This window comes from Gordonia sp. IEGM753, assembly GCF_050321825.1.
Classification (GTDB): domain Bacteria; phylum Pseudomonadota; class Gammaproteobacteria; order Pseudomonadales; family Pseudomonadaceae; genus Aquipseudomonas.
In genome coordinates, this window is the sequence record NZ_JBNQGB010000001.1 from 1278063 (window position 1) to 1293362 (window position 15300).

A 15300-nucleotide genomic window follows, 5' to 3' on the forward strand; every position below is an offset into this window, starting at 1 on the left:
TCTCAACATCAATTCATGGGTGGGCCGCGGTGCGACGGTTCAACGCGACGGCGGGACGCTCACGGTCACTGGCGCCAGGCTTGAGGCAAATCGTCAGCACGACCGACAGCATCAACGCGCCGCTCATCAACAAATAGGACGCACCCGGGGATCCGGTGGAGCTGTTCAGGTAACCCACCAGGTACGAACCGCCAAATGAGCCGAGCGCGCCCATGCTGTTGATCAATGCCATGGCGCCACCTGCGACGTTGGCTGGGAGAATCTCCGGGATGATCGCGAAGAAGGGGCCGTATGGCGCGTACATGCAGGCCCCGGCGATCACCAGCAGGGTGTATGACCACCAGAAATGTTCGGCGCCCAGTGCGTAGGAGCCGTAAAAGGCAATCGAGGCGATCAGCAGGGGTGGCCAGACGAAGCGTTTACGTTTTTGCAGCTTGTCCGAGCCCCACGACACCAGCAGCATGCCAATCACCGCTGCCAGATATGGCAGCGCCGACAACCAGCCTGCTTCGACCATGTCCATTTGCGCGCCGGCCTTGAGAATCGACGGCAGCCACAGCACGAAGCCGTAGACGCCAATGCTCCAGCAGAAAAACTGCAAGGCCAGCAGGATCACTTTGGGCGAGCGAAAGGCTTCGGCGTAGTTTTTCACTGCTTTGATGCCGACTTGTTCAGCCGCCAGTGCGCTTTCCAGGTCCTGTTTTTCCTGGTCGGTCAGCCACTTGGCCTGAGCCGGACGATCATCGGCCAGACGCCACCAGATAAACGCCCAGAGCACTGCCGGTAGGCCTTCGATAATAAACATCCAGCGCCAGCTGTAATGCTGCACCAGATAGCCCGACACCACCGACATCCAGAGCATGGTCACCGGGTTCCCGAGGATCAGGAACGTGTTGGCGCGCGAACGTTCGGCGCGGGTGAACCAATGGCACAGGTAGATCAGCATCGCAGGCATCACGGCGGCTTCGACCACGCCGAGCATGAAGCGAATGACGATCAGCCAGTACGCATTGGAGACGATTCCGGTCAATGTCGCCAGGCCACCCCAGAGAATCAGGCTGACGAAAATCAGCTTCTTCACGCTGTGTTTTTGCGCGTAGATCGCGCCCGGCACCTGAAAGAAGAAATAGCCGAGAAAGAACAGTGCGCCAAGCATCGACGACAGGCCCGGCGTGATCATCAGGTCGGCGGCCATTCCGGAAGCGGCTGCAAATCCGTAGTTGGCGCGGTCCAGATACGCCAGGCTGTAGGTGATGAACACGATGGGCATGATGTACCACCAACGGCGGGCGGCGAGTGTTGCAGTTTTCATGAGGATGCTCCTGAGCTTGTTGTTTTTGTCGCAGCAGGTAACGGGTTAGGTCTTCAGTGTCTGGGCGGGTCTCATTGCCAGCAGACTGGCTCCCACACGGGGCGCGGTGGCGCTTTTGTGGAGGCGGGTTTGCTCGCGAAGGGTGGCCTCGAATTCGGCGGCCATTTCAGCCCGGGTCGGCAAACCTTCCATGTCCCCACGGCTCTGCACCGCGCGGCTACCCATCCAGTTGGCGCGTTTCACGGCGTCGGCAAAGCTGTGGTTTTCCAGCAGGGCGCTGATCATGCCGACGGCAAAACCATCGCCAGCACCGACGGTGTCGACCACCGTTGCCACCGGCACGCCTGCCACAAATCCTTGGTCGAGGTGGGTGCGGTAATACGCCCCGTGCGGCCCGAGTTTGATGGCCACCGCTTCGGCACCCTGATCCAGGTAAAACGCCGCAATATCGGCCGGGTCTTCGAAGCCGGTCAGCAAACGTCCTTCACTCAACCCCGGCAGCACCCAGTGGGCGAGGGCGGCGAGGCGGTTGATCTCGCGAATCATCTGTTGCTCGCTGGCCCACAAATTCGGACGCAGGTTTGGATCGAATGAAACGCTGCGCCCGGCATCGCGCATGCGGGTCATCAATTCGAAAGACATCTGCCGTGCGGTTTCAGAGAGCGCCGGGGGAATGCCGGTGGCGTGCAAATGCTTTGCGTTGAGCCATTCGGGAATGATCGAATGCACCGACAAATGACTCGCCGCCGAACCGCGCCGAAAATATTCAACGACGGGGTCGCTGCCATCGTCGGTGCGGGACTTGAACTGAAAACCGGTTGGATGCACAGGGTCGATATCGACGTGGCGGCAATCCAGGCCTTCCTTTTCCAGGCTGTCGACCACGAAACGGCCCAGTGAATCGGCGCCCACCCGGCTCAACCATGCAACGTTGAACCCCAGCCGCGACAAGCCGATGGCGACGTTGCTGTCAGCCCCGGCAATGCGCTTATGGAACCGGGTGACGTCGGCCAGATCGCCGCTCTGCTCAGCAACCAGCATCGCCATGGTTTCACCGAACGACAAAATATCGATGTCAGACATCAGCGCTCTCCAGCCGCGATTGACCCAGGCGGGCGAGGGCAGCAACGTGCTCGGTAGTGAGCTGAACCAGGTCGTCGCCTTGTAGCGGATATTCCGCCGCGCGCATTACCCCTTGGGCCATGTGCCGCAGCAGTTGTTCCCATTCATGCAGGTCACTGGCAGCAGGCGCGATGGCGACCAGTTTGCCGTCGGCGCGGCGCTCAACCGCTTTGCAGTGCACGTAGCCGACGTGACGCCCCAACAATCGCGCGGCGCTGGCGGCAGACTGGTCTTGCCAATGCCAATTGCCGATATCAAACGTCATCTTGATCGGCAGGTTGTGTTGTTCCACTTCAGCGAAAAAGCGCTGAAAGGGTTCGATGCGGCCGCCGTGCAGGGTCTGGTCATTTTCCACCAATAACTGCACTGCACTGTCGCCGATGACCCTGGCCAGGGTTTGCAGGTCGCTGTTGTCGGTGAAGTAACCCAACGACACTTTTAGCCATTTAGCGCCGAACGCCGCTGCGCGTTGCAGCGCGGGGGCCAGTTCAGGATTGGGTTTCGATTGGCCGGCCAGCCATAATTCAAGCGGTGAGGAATACACACTTTCCAGGCCGTGGGTGTGGGTGTCTCTGGCCAGTTGCGCAGGGTCTTCAACGGTCAGCAACTCTTCGCGCCATTCGATGCGCGTGGCGCTGGCGGCGGCGAGTATTTCGATAAACGAGCCTTGGCCACATTGGCGTACGAGGTCTGCGCCGTAGCTGGACAGGCTGATGGAAACGGGTGGTTTATTCATTGTTCTAGACCTCTGAAACCGGTTTCATTTTTGTTCAAAAAAAGTCTGTGGTCTTGAGGGCCTCTGCGCGAGCAAGCCACTTCCACAAGGATCTCTGGGGTACACAACATTTGTGAAGGACACAAACACGGTGGGAGCGGCCTTGATCGCGAGGGGGCCAGACCCGTCACCGAAAACTTCCACGCGTAGACCCTCGCACCACCAACCGCGCCGAAAAATCCAGGGTCCGCATCGCCCCGACATCCCCACGCAGCCGCTTGAGCAAACACTCGAAGGCACTCGCGCCGATCTCGGCCGTCGGCTGGGCGAGGGCTGTGATACCGCTGCCTACCAGCGGGTACCAATCCAGGTCATCGAGGGCGATCAGGCCGATATCCTCAAACAGGTTGCAGTTGAGTTCACGCAATGAATGGGTGCTGGCCAGGGCGGCGATCCCGTTTGCGCAAAACAGTGCTTTCGGGCCGGGGCCGGGTGTATCGAGGAAGGTTTGCAGATTGGCCGTGAGGTCGCTGCCGGTTTCGATGACGGCCCCGTGAAGCGATGGCCGCTGCTCGATTTGGGCCTTGAAACTGCTGACCCGCTCGATCCGAGAACTGGTGCCATCGAACGGTTCGGTGACCAGCAACACATCGCGATACCCGCGCTGCTCAAGGTGATTGAGGGCAATGTCGATGGCTTGCGGGTTGTTCAGCCCCACTCTATCGCTTTCCAGGTGCTCGACCTTGCGGTCCACCGACACCAAGGGCATTTCACGGTGCAGTTCTCGAAGTTCGTCACGGTGATGGCCGAGGGTGTTAACGATCAATCCTTCGATGTTGTATGAGCGCAGTAACGCCAGGTGCTGGCGTTCCTGCTCATCATCGCGGTCGGTGTTGCACACCACCAGGCTGTAGCCGTGCTGACGGCAGGCGGTTTCCACCCCGTGCATCACGGCAATCGAATAAGGGTTGCGGATATCGGCGACCAGCATGCCGATCAGGCGGGTTCGCCCACGTTTCAGGCCGCGCGCCATCTGGTTCGGGCGGTAGCCCAGTTCGGCAATCGCCTGTTCGATGCGCAAAGCAATCGCATCGGAGAGCAGGGCGCGGTCATCGCCGATGAAACGCGACACGCTCGCCTTGGAGACTTTGGCGTGTTCGGCGACATCAAGCATGGTGACGCGGCTGCGCTGGGCGGCGGAAAAATCGTTCACGGTCTGAAACCTTGTTATTGGATTTATAGGGTTGCGTGCATTGCACTGAAACCGGTTTCAGAAGACACCAGAAACGAATCCCTCGTCAAGTACTTGTGTTGATACAGGCCGACCAGCGGTGCTCAAGCCAGCACACTCCACCACGCGCAAACCAGCAGCAACAACGCCATGCACCGATTGAACCGCTGCATCGCGAGCGGTGAGCGCAACCACCGTGAGGAGCCCATGCCGAGCAACGCCCACATGCCCAAGCAGGGCAGCGAGATCAGGAAAAACGCCAGCGACAAATACGCCACGTGCAGCAGTCGCTGTTCACCGCCACCGGCAAATATGCTGACCACTGCCAGCGCCATCATCCAGGTTTTGGGGTTGATCAATTGCAAACTTGCGGCGCCCATCATCCCCAGTTTCGATTCAGGGCCGTGGGTGTCGAGCGCTTCGGCTTGGGCATTGAAAATCTGCCAGGCCAGGTAACTCAGCCAGGTTACGCCGACCCATTGCATGGCCGTTTGCAGAGCCGGCAAGGCAATCAGCGAAGAGCCGGCTCCGGTGCCCACCAACAGCACAATCGTTGCCGCACTGGCACAAGCGCCAAAGATGATCGGAACGGCAGCCGCCAAGCCATATCGAGCGCTGTTGCTCAGCACCAGAATGTTGGTGGGCCCCGGTGTGATCGATGCCACAAAAGCAAACAGGAGAAACGGCAGTAACGTCGGGAAAGTACAGAACATCGCAGGCAAACTCCGCTGAAGATCATTCATTACGATCTTCACAACCCACGGTGTTACCTGTCTGGAAGATTTGAGCAACGCTTGCGATACAGCGCTGGCGTCAGGCCGTAGGCACGCACAAACCAGCGGCCCAAATGGCTCTGGTCGGCAAACCCCAATTGCATGGCGACGGTCGCCGGTTGTTCGCCGCGGGCCAACAACCGGCGTGCGGTGGCCAACCGTAGTTGCACCAGATAGGCGTGAGGTGCCAAACCATAAGCAGCCTTGAACGCACGGGTCAGCCGAAAGCGGTCAACCCCCGCCGCAGCGGCCAGTTGGTCGAGGCCGAGGTCGTGGTGAGCATGGGCATGCAGGTACTCGCGAGCGATGTGTGCCACGCGTGGCAGGCGCGGGTCTTCGCCATAGCGGGCACGCCAATGCAAATGGCTGGTCAGGCGTTCGAGTAAACCGTCGAGGGCGGTCTGACGGACGATTTTCAACTCTGCGTCGTGCAGGGTTTGAAAGGCAACGCTGGTCGCGTGGGCCAGCCGCGCATCGGTCGTCAGGGTGTTGGCAAAACTCAACTGGCTGTTATCGGGCGCGTTATCAAACACGGCGCTGAGTTCGCGTTTCAGCCACTGCGGGTCGAGGTACAGCATGCGATAGGTAAAACCGTCTTCGGTCGGTGCCTCGCCGTCATGAATATCCCCCGGCTCCAGCAAAAACACCTTGCCTGGTGTGCTCTGGTGCTTCGCCCGTCGACAGTTGAACTGCTGAACCCCTTGCTCTGTGACACCCACCAGATAGCTGTCATGCCAATGCGGATCGTAGGCATGCCCTTCGAAATGCGCGCGCAGCGTCTCAATGCCAGTATCGGCGTCCTGGGCCAGATCGATCCAGTTGTGAGTGGTCATGCCGCACCTTTCAGGCTGATTGCGTCGGTATTTAACGTTGGGAAGCAGGCTGTTGAATAGAACGTTTGTGCACGGGCGTTTCACGTAATCATTTTGAATCTACGCCATTGGTATTGCCACTATCAGTTCTGACAGTGGAATTACCGGCTTTGATGGATTCAATATGCCGCACAGCCAATAGGATGTGTGCAACGAGGCAGACCCAATGAGTAATTTGATTCCTGGCAGACCCGGCAAGCCAAATGTTGTACCTGGCGTCGACTCACTGAGAGTCAGTTGGGCGTGGGGCAGCAGTTTCATTCGCTTTGAAGTGGCCTATGCCCGCGACGATCAATGGCCGAATGGCATTCAGAGGGCCTACACCCAATATTTGAATCACAACATTACCGGATTGCAGCCTGAAACCAAGTACTACATTGAGCTTCGGGTGGAGACTGTCGACGGTCAATCGGAGCCAGCGCAAGGCAGCGGCACCACCAGGGCTGGAGCGGCGACGCCTGCTACACCGACCGGACTTACGGCGGCTGCGACAAAAAGCAGTGTGGTATTGACCTGGTATAAGTCCATTCTTGCCGCCGGTTACAAGGTGAGCTACGGGTTTGTGTCCAGTGGCTCGATCATCAATACGATCCCGACGTCGGCCGAGACTTGCAACGTTTCTGGCATGCAGTCGGGCACGGCCTATTTCTTCGACGTTGTGGCCTATAACGCGGCAGGTGATTCACCTCCTGTGCGTACAACGGCTACCACGCTGTTGGTTCCTGCCGCCCCGACCGGTCTAAGTGCCACATCGACGATGCAGTCCATGGACCTGATGTGGACAGCCTCTGCAGGGGCGAACAATTATGTCATCCGCTACGGTATCGAGCCTGGTGGCGCGGCGCAGACTCAAACCTCGACAGCCCCCGGATTAACGCTGACGGGGTTGAGTAAGAACACACAATATTTTATCCAGGTCAGTGCCGCCAACGGTAACGGTGAGTCGTCACCGACGCGCATTGTCAAAGCGACTCTGGACGGGCCGGCATTGCCTTCCAGACCCGGCGCACTGCACATCACTGCTACCCACGCCACTGCCCGTATCAATTGGGGGCCTCCGCAGTCGCCGCAATACAAGGTGAGTTACGGGCTGGACAATGCTGAGCATAAGGTCATCAGAACTGAGACCACGCCACACTTGAACTTCCTGTTTGCGGATTTATTGCCCAGCACCCGGTACTTTTTCGAGGTCCGTGGTACCCATTCCGGCGGCGACTCGGAACCTTCCGTTGGTACTGCCACAACTGCGGTTTTTGCAGCACCGCGCGACCTTGTCATCGGTGACCTCACCGACGAATCGGTCGTTTGGCAGTGGAGTGCAGGCTAAGGTTACTCAGGCGAAATACACTACGAAATTTACCTGGGTGATCAGCATCGGCAGACCATCAGTGGCACTCGCTACGTAGTCCAGGGGTTGATTGAAAACACCCAATACCTGTTCAAAGTTCGTGCAAGGGGCGGTGCAGGGTATGTATCGGGTTTTGCATCGGGCAGCTTCACCACTCGACCGTACCTAGGGCAGATGATCTGTGCCCCGGGTTATATGAGAGGCACTCGCAGCACTGCCACTGCTGCGTTGTTGACGTGGGACGAGCCTTACGCCACCTGCCTGTTATGCCCCAACGCGCAGGGTTATGAAATATCCGGGGCGGGAATCGAGACCTTTGAGGTCGTTCGCCCACCTTGCGAGGTAACAGGTTTGAATGCAGCCCTCGAGTATCACTTAAAGGTTCGTGCGAAAGGTGGAGGCAATAACATTTCGGCTGCAAGCTCAGTGTTTATCAGCCGTGAGCCGGCAGCCAAGTGAGTGCACGTCACCCAAATAATCCGGCCGCAATGTTGATCGAGAACCCAAGTATCGCGGTATTGAACAGGAACCCGATCAGCGACTGCGCCAGCACAATCTTGCGCATGCTGCGGGTTGCCACGCCGACATCCGAGGTCTGTACCGCCACGCTGATGGTGAAAGAGAAGTACAGGAAGTCCCAGTAATTGGGGGTTGTCAGGCCTTCGGCGAAGCGCAGCGCGGTGTCTTTGCCGTCCCAGGTGTAGAACAGCCGGGCGTAATGCACGCTGAATATCATGCCGATGAGTAGCCACGACCCGATGACCGTCAGCGCGGTGAACCCGTAATGCATCAGCTTGCGCGTGGTTTCCAGGTCTTTGGTGCCGGCCAGCTCCAGGGTGATGGTCGCCAGACTGGCGATGGCTGCGATGCACACCACCAACAGCACCAGTCCGGCGTTCTCGTCCTCAACCTCGGCAATGCGCTTTACGTCCGGGGCCTTGGCACGAATGGTCAGCCATAGCATCAACACCAGGTACGTCCAGACTCCGGCGTTCCAGCCAATGAGGATTTTGCTGAGGAGTGTGTCGGCTGGAGCCAGAATGCCAACGGCAATGCCGAGTACTGCAGCGGCAGAGAGGCGAGGGTGGGTGCGGGCGAGAAAGGGCATGGAAGCTCGATGCGTCAGGATGTTGCAATCACCTTAGCCCAGCGTGATCGTGTATGACCACAACTTGAGGAAAATGCAAACCCCTGTCGGGGCGAGCAGGCCCGCGCCTACAGATCGGTAGTGATGCGGCAACTCATGAAGCCGGCGCCAACCCCGTAGGAAATCGGCTTGCCGGTGATCGCTATTTCCGCGAATGCAAACGCTGGCAAGCCTGTTTCCTACAAGGGTTTCGATGCTACTTTTTGCTATGGCGTTTACCGACCAGTTTCATCACCACCACAAAAAACACCGGCACAAACACGATTGCCAGCGTTGCGGTGATCATTCCGCCGATCACCCCGGTGCCGATGGCTTGTTGGCTCGCCGAGCTGGCGCCGGTGGCAATTGCCAGCGGTACCACGCCGAGGATGAACGCCAGCGACGTCATCACAATCGGTCGCAATCGCAGGCGCGCCGCTTGCAGCGTGGCGTCGATCAGGTCATGCCCTTCGTCATACAAACTCTTGGCAAACTCGATGATCAGGATCGCGTTCTTCGCCGACAAACCGATGATGGTGATCAGCCCGACCTTGAAAAACACGTCATTGGGCATGCCACGCAACGTTACGGCCAACACCGCACCGAGCACGCCTAATGGCACCACCAGCAGCACCGAGGTCGGAATCGACCAGCTCTCATACAGCGCGGCCAGGCACAGGAACACGATCAGCAATGACAGCCCGAGCAGAATCGGTGCCTGGCTGCCGGATAACCGCTCTTGCAGCGACAATCCGGTCCATTCCTGACCCAATCCGGCAGGGCCGAGTGCTACCAGACGTTCGATTTCCACCATTGCCTCGCCGGTGCTGTGGCCCACGGCGGGCTCACCGGAAATACTGATCGCGGGGTAACCGTTGTAGCGGGTCAATTGCGCCGGGCCCTGTGTCCATTCGGCCTGAGCGAACGCCGACAACGGCACCATTTTCCCAGCGTTGTTACGCACGTGCATTTTCATCAGATCGGCAACCTGACTGCGTTGATCGCCTTCTGCCTGCACCACCACCCGTTGCATGCGCCCCTGATTGGGGAAGTCATTGACGTAAGTCGAGCCCACGGCTGTGGAGAGCACGTTGCCGACATCGGCAAACGACACGCCTAGCGCATTGGCTTGCTTGCGGTCGACGATGAGTTGCACTTGGGGGGCTTCGGCCAGGGCACTTTCGCGCACGTTCATCAGGATCGGACTTTTCTGCGCAGCCGCCAGCAATTCGCTGCGCGCCTGCATCAACCTGGCGTGGCCGAGGCCGCCACGGTCCTGCAGGCGGAATTCGAAACCGCTGGAGGTGCCCAGGCCATCAACCGGTGGCGGCAACACCGCGAAAGCCACGGCGTCTTTGATCTGGCTCAGGGCGATGTTGGCGCGGTCCGCTATCGAGCCTGCCGAATCCTGGCTGCTGCGTTCGGACCAGTCCTTCAACGTGGTAAATGCCAACGCGGCGTTTTGCCCGCTGCCGGAGAAGCTGAAGCCGAGAATTACCGTACTGTCGCCAACCCCCGGCTCTGTCGCGTTATGCGCTTCAATCTGCTCCACGACCTGCACCGTGCGGTTTTTGCTTGCACCCGGCGGCAATTGAATGTCGGTGATGGTGTAGCCCTGATCTTCCACCGGCAGGAACGAGGAGGGCAGACGACTGAAGCACACAACCAGACCTATCAGCAGCACGCCGTAGATCAGCAGGTAACGACCGCTGCGTTTCAGGGCGTAGGCAACCCAGCCTTCATAGCGTTCGGTGAGTTGCTCGAAGCGTTTGTTGAACCAGCCGAAAAACCCACCCTTGGCGTGATGTTCACCCTTGGCGATCGGTTTAAGCAGCGTTGCGCACAGTGCCGGGGTCAACGTCAGGGCCAGGAACGCCGAGAACAGGATCGAGGTTGCCATCGACAGCGAGAACTGTTGATAAATGACCCCGACCGAACCTTGCATGAACGCCATCGGGATAAACACCGCCACCAGCACCAGCGTGATGCCGATGATTGCCCCGGTGATCTGCTTCATCGCCTTGCGCGTTGCCTCTTTGGGCGAAAGGCCCTCGGTGACCATGATCCGCTCGACGTTTTCCACCACCACAATCGCGTCATCCACCAGGATCCCGATGGCCAGCACCATGCCGAACATGGTCAGCACGTTGATCGAAAACCCCAGCGCCAACATGGTCGCAAAAGTGCCCATCAGCGCCACCGGCACGACAAGCGTCGGGATCAGTGTGTAGCGGATGTTTTGCAGGAACAGGTACATCACTGCAAACACCAGCAGCATTGCCTCGCCAAGGGTGTAAACCACTTTGGTAATCGAGACTTTGACGAAGGGCGACGTGTCGTACGGGATCTTGTATTCGACCCCGGCCGGGAAGTAACGCGACAGTTCATCCATCTTCGCCCGCACCAGCGTCGCGGTGCTTAGCGCGTTGGCGCCGGGTGCCAGTTGCACGCTGACGGCGGTGGATGGCTTACCGTTCAGGCGCGTGCCGAACTGATATTCCTGGCTTCCGATCTCCACGCGCGCGACGTCGCCGATGCGCACCGTGGAACCGTCAGGGTTAGCCTTGAGCACGATGTCGGCGAATTCTTCCGGCGTCGACAATTGGCCTTTGACCAAAATCGTTGCGGTGATTTCCTGGGTGCTGCGCGTCGGTAGATCACCGATGCTGCCCGCTGAAACCTGTGCGTTCTGCGCAACGATGGCGGCGTTGACGTCGGCTGGCGTCAGGTTGAAGCCGATGAGCTTCTGTGGGTCGATCCAGATCCGCATCGCCCGCTCGGCGCCATATAACTGGGCTTTGCCGACCCCGTCCAGGCGCTTGATTTCGTTCATCACGTTGCGCGCCAGGTAATCGCTGAGCGCCACTTCGTCGAGCCTGCCGTCCATGGACGTCAACGTGATCAGCAACAGGAAGCCTGAGGAGACTTTCTCGACCTGCAAACCCTGTTGGTTGACCGCTTGCGGCAAACGCGACTCCACCACTTTCAGGCGGTTTTGCACATCGACCTGCGCCAGTTCCGGATGAGTGCCCGGCTGAAACGTTGCCTTGATGGTCGCGCTGCCCAGGTTGCTTTGGGATTCGAAATACAGCAAATGATCGGCGCCGTTGAGCTCTTCCTCGATCAGGCTGACCACGCTCTCGTCAATGGTCTGCGCTGAAGCGCCGGGATACACGGCATAGATTTCGATTTGCGGCGGCGCGACGTCGGGGTATTGCGCCACCGGCAACTGTGGAATGGCCAGTGCGCCGGCGAGCAGGATGAACAGGGCGACCACCCAGGCGAACACCGGGCGATCGATAAAGAACTGCGGCATAAAAAAGCGTCCTGCTTACTGACCAGAAACCTGGGCAAGTGGAAGAGGGGTGTCGTCGACCTGTACTTTTTCGCCGGGTTTGGCGTGTTGCAGGCCTTCGATAACGATGCGGTCGCCAGGTTTGAGGCCGCCCGTAACGATCCAGCGGTCATCCTGAACAGCGCCGAGCACGACCGGTTGCTGGCCAACACGTTGTTCGGCGTCAAGCAACAACACTTGAGCGACGCCGGCGCTGTCGCGTTGGATGGCACGCTGCGGCACGCTGATGCCTTGCTTGTCGACCGCTTGTTCAAGCCTTACGCGCACAAAACTGCCCGGGAGCAAATCGAGGTCGGGGTTCGGGAATTCGCTGCGCAGGATGATCTGGCCGGTGCCAGGGTCGACAGTGATGTCGGTAAACAGCAACTTGCCCGGTAAAGGGTACAGGCTGCCGTCGTCCTGAATCAGCGTGGCTTTGGCCTGATCCTGGCCCACCTGCTGCAATTGGCCGGAGCGGAAGGCGCGGCGCAATTCGTTCAGCTCGCGGGTCGATTGGGTCAGGTCTGCGTGAATCGGGTTCAGTTGCTGGATCAATGCCAATGGCGTGGTTTCGTTCTGCCCCACCAATGCGCCTTCGGTGACCAGGGCACGACCGATTCGCCCTGAAATCGGCGCGGTCACCGTGGCATATCCAAGGTTGAGTTTCGCGCGTTCGACAGCGGCCTTGTTGGCGGCAACCTCGGCTGCGGTTTGGCGGGCGCTGGCGCGGGCGTTGTCGTAATCCTGGCCGCTGATGGCATTGCCCTCGATCAACTGGGCGTAACGTTGCTCCTGGAGTTTGGCCTGGAACGCATTGGCCTCGGCTTTACGCAGTGAGGCTTCGGCGCTGTCCAGGTCAGCCTTGAACGGCGCGGGATCAATGCGAAACAGCACGTCGCCTTTTTTGACATCACGGCCTTCATGGAACACACGCTGCAACACAACGCCGGCCACGCGGGCGCGGACTTCGGCAACACGTGGTGCAGCAATCCGCCCGCTTAACTCACTGCTGATGGACAGTGGTCGAGCAACGATAGTCTCGATCCTGACGGTGGCCAGCGGCGCTTGTTCTGCGGTGTTCGAGGACTTGTCACAAGCGCTCAGCGTCAATGCCAGTGCTATCAGGCTAAGCTTGGCAAGCAGATTATTCGACATGTAATACCCCAATAATGACCCCAGCATCCTACGGGGAGCGGAAGAGCCTAGCGGTGAAGCTTTGTAGGCGCTGTGTGAAATTGTGTAAGGGTTTTACTCAGGCACGCGTGAGGGCGTATATCCTTCACGCCTTGATTCTTTCAGCGCCCGTAATGTCGTCATCGCTAGCAGGCTAGCTCCCACAGTAGATTGGGGAAGTTCACAAAATCTGCGCTCACATCAAACCCTGTGGGAGCTAGCCTGCTAGCGATGGCCGCATAACCGGCGCCAATGCACTTTCTGGAAACACCCATGCCCAACATCCTCCTGGTCGAAGACGACACCGCGCTCTCCGAACTGATTGCCAGCTACCTGGAACGCAATGGCTATTCGGTCAGCGTTATCAGCCGCGGCGACCACGTGCGCGAGCGTGCACGGCTTAATCCACCGGATCTGGTGATCCTCGACCTCATGCTGCCGGGGCTGGACGGCTTGCAGGTCTGTCGTCTGTTGCGCGCCGATTCGGCAACCTTGCCGATCCTGATGCTGACGGCGCGCGACGACAGCCATGATCAGGTGCTGGGCCTGGAGATGGGCGCCGACGATTACGTCACCAAACCTTGCGAGCCGCGTGTACTGCTGGCCCGTGTACGCACGTTGCTGAGGCGTAGCAGCCTAGGCGAACCGCAAACCGTCAACGACCGGATCCTGATGGGCAATCTGTGCATCGACCTGTCCGAGCGTACCGTGACCTGGCGCGACCAACTGGTGGAGTTGTCCAGCGGCGAATACAACTTGCTGGTGGTGCTGGCCCGGCATGCCGGTGAAGTGCTCAGCCGCGACCAGATTCTGCAACGCCTGCGCGGTATTGAATTCAACGGCACCGACCGCTCGGTTGACGTCGCTATTTCCAAGCTACGCCGCAAATTCGACGACCACGCTGGCGAGGCGCGAAAGATCAAGACTGTTTGGGGCAAAGGCTATCTGTTCAGCCGTTCCGAGTGGGAATGCTGAGCTGATGTTCCGAATTCTGTTTCGCTTGTATCTGGTGACGATCGTTTCGTACAGCGCGGCGATATACCTGGTGCCGGACCTGGTGGTCAAACTCTTCCAGGAGCGTTTTGTCACCTACAACCTGGATTACTCCCGGGGATTGCAAACCCTTATCGTCAAACAGTTTCATGCCGTACCGTCGGAGCAGTGGCCGGCACTGGCGGCGCAAATGGACAAGGATTTCCAGCCGCTGGGCATTTTGTTGGCGCGTAACGACGACGCCGGTTTCACCCTGGATGAACAAGAGCGCCTGCAGCGGGGCGAAAACCTGGTGCGCATCGGGGACTGGGGCTGGCGCACCTTGGCAGTGGCACCGTTGAACCGGCAGATGGTGGTGAAAATGGTCGTGCCACCAGACCCGCTGGACGTCAACCTGTTGTACTGGAGCATCAACGTGCTGATCGGTGCGACCATGCTTGCTTGCCTGCTGCTTTGGTTACGTCCGCACTGGCGCGATCTGGAGCGACTTAAAGGTACGGCTGAACGTTTTGGCAAAGGCCATTTGAGCGAGCGCACGCGAATTTCCCAAAGCTCCAACATCGGCAGCCTGGCCAATGTATTCGACACCATGGCGGGTGACATCGAGAGCCTGCTGAATCAGCAGCGCGATTTGCTCAACGCGGTGTCCCATGAGTTGCGCACGCCGCTGACACGATTGGACTTCGGGCTGGCGCTGGCGCTGTCAGACGATTTGCCCGCCGCCAGTCGCGAACGTTTGCAGGGGTTGGTCGCGCACATTCGCGAGCTTGATGAGCTGGTGCTGGAATTGTTGTCCTATAGCCGCTTGCAAAACCCCGCGCGGTTGCCAGAGCAGGTCGAGGTGTCGCTGGACGAATTCATCGACAGCATTCTGGGCAGTGTCGATGAAGAGCTGGATTCACCGAATATCGTCATCGACGTGTTGCTGCATGGCCAACTCGAACGCTTCAGCCTTGACCCGCGCCTGACGGCTCGCGCGATCCAGAACCTGCTGCGCAATGCGATGCGCTATTGCGAAAACCGGATTCAAATCGGCGTGCAAGTGTGCGCCAAGGGCTGCGAAATATGGGTCGATGACGACGGTATCGGCATTCCGGATGATGAGCGCGAGCGGATATTCGAACCGTTTTATCGGCTGGATCGCAGCCGTGATCGGGCAACGGGCGGGTTCGGCCTGGGCCTGGCAATCAGCCGCCGTGCGCTGGAAGCCCAAGGTGGCACGTTAACCGTCGAAGCTTCACCCCTTGGCGGCGCACGCTTCAGGTTGTGGCTACCCACAACAGCCTGAGGCGTTGCCACAC

12 protein-coding genes are annotated in these 15300 nt (G+C 59.1%); 3 read left to right on the forward strand and 9 right to left on the reverse strand.

Annotated elements, in window-relative coordinates; all coding sequences use genetic code 11:
- Nucleotides 1-13: 13 nt before the first annotated feature.
- The 6 genes from ACQR3R_RS05935 to ACQR3R_RS05960 all read right to left on the reverse strand — a co-directional run bounded on the left by ACQR3R_RS05935 (nt 14) and on the right by ACQR3R_RS05960 (nt 5986).
- A complete protein-coding gene (locus ACQR3R_RS05935) occupies nt 14-1312 on the reverse strand; it encodes an MFS transporter (RefSeq protein ID WP_428271084.1) in 1299 nt (432 codons plus the stop codon).
- Between the two features lie 45 nt (nt 1313-1357).
- Nucleotides 1358-2395, reverse strand: coding sequence for a PfkB family carbohydrate kinase (locus ACQR3R_RS05940; protein ID WP_428271085.1), 1038 nt, complete (start codon nt 2393-2395; stop codon nt 1358-1360).
- Nucleotides 2388-3170 carry a TIM barrel protein gene (locus ACQR3R_RS05945; protein WP_428271086.1) on the reverse strand — a complete coding sequence of 261 codons (783 nt, stop codon included), beginning with the start codon at nt 3168-3170 and terminating at the stop codon, nt 2388-2390. Before ACQR3R_RS05945 ends, ACQR3R_RS05940 begins: the two co-directional genes overlap by 8 nt.
- 166 nt (nt 3171-3336) lie before the next feature.
- Nucleotides 3337-4362, reverse strand: a complete 1026-nt coding sequence (locus ACQR3R_RS05950; protein ID WP_428271087.1) for a substrate-binding domain-containing protein — start codon at nt 4360-4362, stop codon at nt 3337-3339.
- 122 nt (nt 4363-4484) lie between these two features.
- Nucleotides 4485-5123 (reverse strand): LysE family transporter, encoded by a 639-nt coding sequence (locus tag ACQR3R_RS05955; RefSeq protein WP_428271088.1) that lies wholly within the window; start codon nt 5121-5123, stop codon nt 4485-4487.
- A gap of 23 nt (nt 5124-5146) precedes the next feature.
- Nucleotides 5147-5986, reverse strand: coding sequence for an AraC family ligand binding domain-containing protein (locus tag ACQR3R_RS05960; RefSeq protein ID WP_428271089.1), 840 nt, complete (start codon nt 5984-5986; stop codon nt 5147-5149).
- Between the two features lie 205 nt (nt 5987-6191).
- Here ACQR3R_RS05960 and ACQR3R_RS05965 point away from each other — a divergent pair, with 205 nt between their 5' ends.
- Complete coding sequence (locus ACQR3R_RS05965; protein WP_428271090.1) at nt 6192-7352, forward strand: fibronectin type III domain-containing protein; 1161 nt, start codon at nt 6192-6194, stop codon at nt 7350-7352.
- Nucleotides 7353-7839: 487 nt separating this feature from the next.
- Here ACQR3R_RS05965 and ACQR3R_RS05970 read toward each other — a convergent pair whose 3' ends face one another.
- From ACQR3R_RS05970 to ACQR3R_RS05980, 3 genes are all read right to left on the reverse strand, one after another.
- Entirely contained in the window at nt 7840-8481 is a 642-nt protein-coding gene (locus tag ACQR3R_RS05970) for a DUF1345 domain-containing protein (protein WP_428271091.1), read from the reverse strand.
- Nucleotides 8482-8716: 235 nt separating this feature from the next.
- On the reverse strand, nt 8717-11815 hold the full coding sequence (locus ACQR3R_RS05975) for a multidrug efflux RND transporter permease subunit (RefSeq protein ID WP_428271092.1): 3099 nt from the start codon (nt 11813-11815) through the stop codon (nt 8717-8719).
- 15 nt (nt 11816-11830) lie between these two features.
- Entirely contained in the window at nt 11831-12988 is a 1158-nt protein-coding gene (locus ACQR3R_RS05980) for an efflux RND transporter periplasmic adaptor subunit (protein ID WP_428271093.1), read from the reverse strand.
- A 291-nt stretch (nt 12989-13279) separates the two neighbouring features.
- Between ACQR3R_RS05980 and ACQR3R_RS05985 the strand changes: the two genes are divergently transcribed.
- Nucleotides 13280-13981 (forward strand): response regulator, encoded by a 702-nt coding sequence (locus ACQR3R_RS05985; RefSeq protein ID WP_428271094.1) that lies wholly within the window; start codon nt 13280-13282, stop codon nt 13979-13981.
- Between the two features lie 4 nt (nt 13982-13985).
- Nucleotides 13986-15287 carry an ATP-binding protein gene (locus ACQR3R_RS05990; protein ID WP_428271095.1) on the forward strand — a complete coding sequence of 434 codons (1302 nt, stop codon included), beginning with the start codon at nt 13986-13988 and terminating at the stop codon, nt 15285-15287.
- Nucleotides 15288-15300 lie beyond the last annotated feature (13 nt).

Coding starts and splice junctions, on each gene's coding strand:
- ACQR3R_RS05965 (WP_428271090.1), top strand. CDS start 6,192: ATGAGTAATTTGATTCCTGGCAGACCCGGCAAGCCAAATGTTGTACCT.
- ACQR3R_RS05985 (WP_428271094.1), top strand. CDS start 13,280: ATGCCCAACATCCTCCTGGTCGAAGACGACACCGCGCTCTCCGAACTG.
- ACQR3R_RS05955 (WP_428271088.1), bottom strand. CDS start 5,123: ATGAATGATCTTCAGCGGAGTTTGCCTGCGATGTTCTGTACTTTCCCG.
- ACQR3R_RS05940 (WP_428271085.1), bottom strand. CDS start 2,395: ATGTCTGACATCGATATTTTGTCGTTCGGTGAAACCATGGCGATGCTG.
- ACQR3R_RS05970 (WP_428271091.1), bottom strand. CDS start 8,481: ATGCCCTTTCTCGCCCGCACCCACCCTCGCCTCTCTGCCGCTGCAGTA.
- ACQR3R_RS05990 (WP_428271095.1), top strand. CDS start 13,986: ATGTTCCGAATTCTGTTTCGCTTGTATCTGGTGACGATCGTTTCGTAC.
- ACQR3R_RS05975 (WP_428271092.1), bottom strand. CDS start 11,815: ATGCCGCAGTTCTTTATCGATCGCCCGGTGTTCGCCTGGGTGGTCGCC.
- ACQR3R_RS05935 (WP_428271084.1), bottom strand. CDS start 1,312: ATGAAAACTGCAACACTCGCCGCCCGCCGTTGGTGGTACATCATGCCC.
- ACQR3R_RS05960 (WP_428271089.1), bottom strand. CDS start 5,986: ATGACCACTCACAACTGGATCGATCTGGCCCAGGACGCCGATACTGGC.
- ACQR3R_RS05945 (WP_428271086.1), bottom strand. CDS start 3,170: ATGAATAAACCACCCGTTTCCATCAGCCTGTCCAGCTACGGCGCAGAC.
- ACQR3R_RS05980 (WP_428271093.1), bottom strand. CDS start 12,988: ATGTCGAATAATCTGCTTGCCAAGCTTAGCCTGATAGCACTGGCATTG.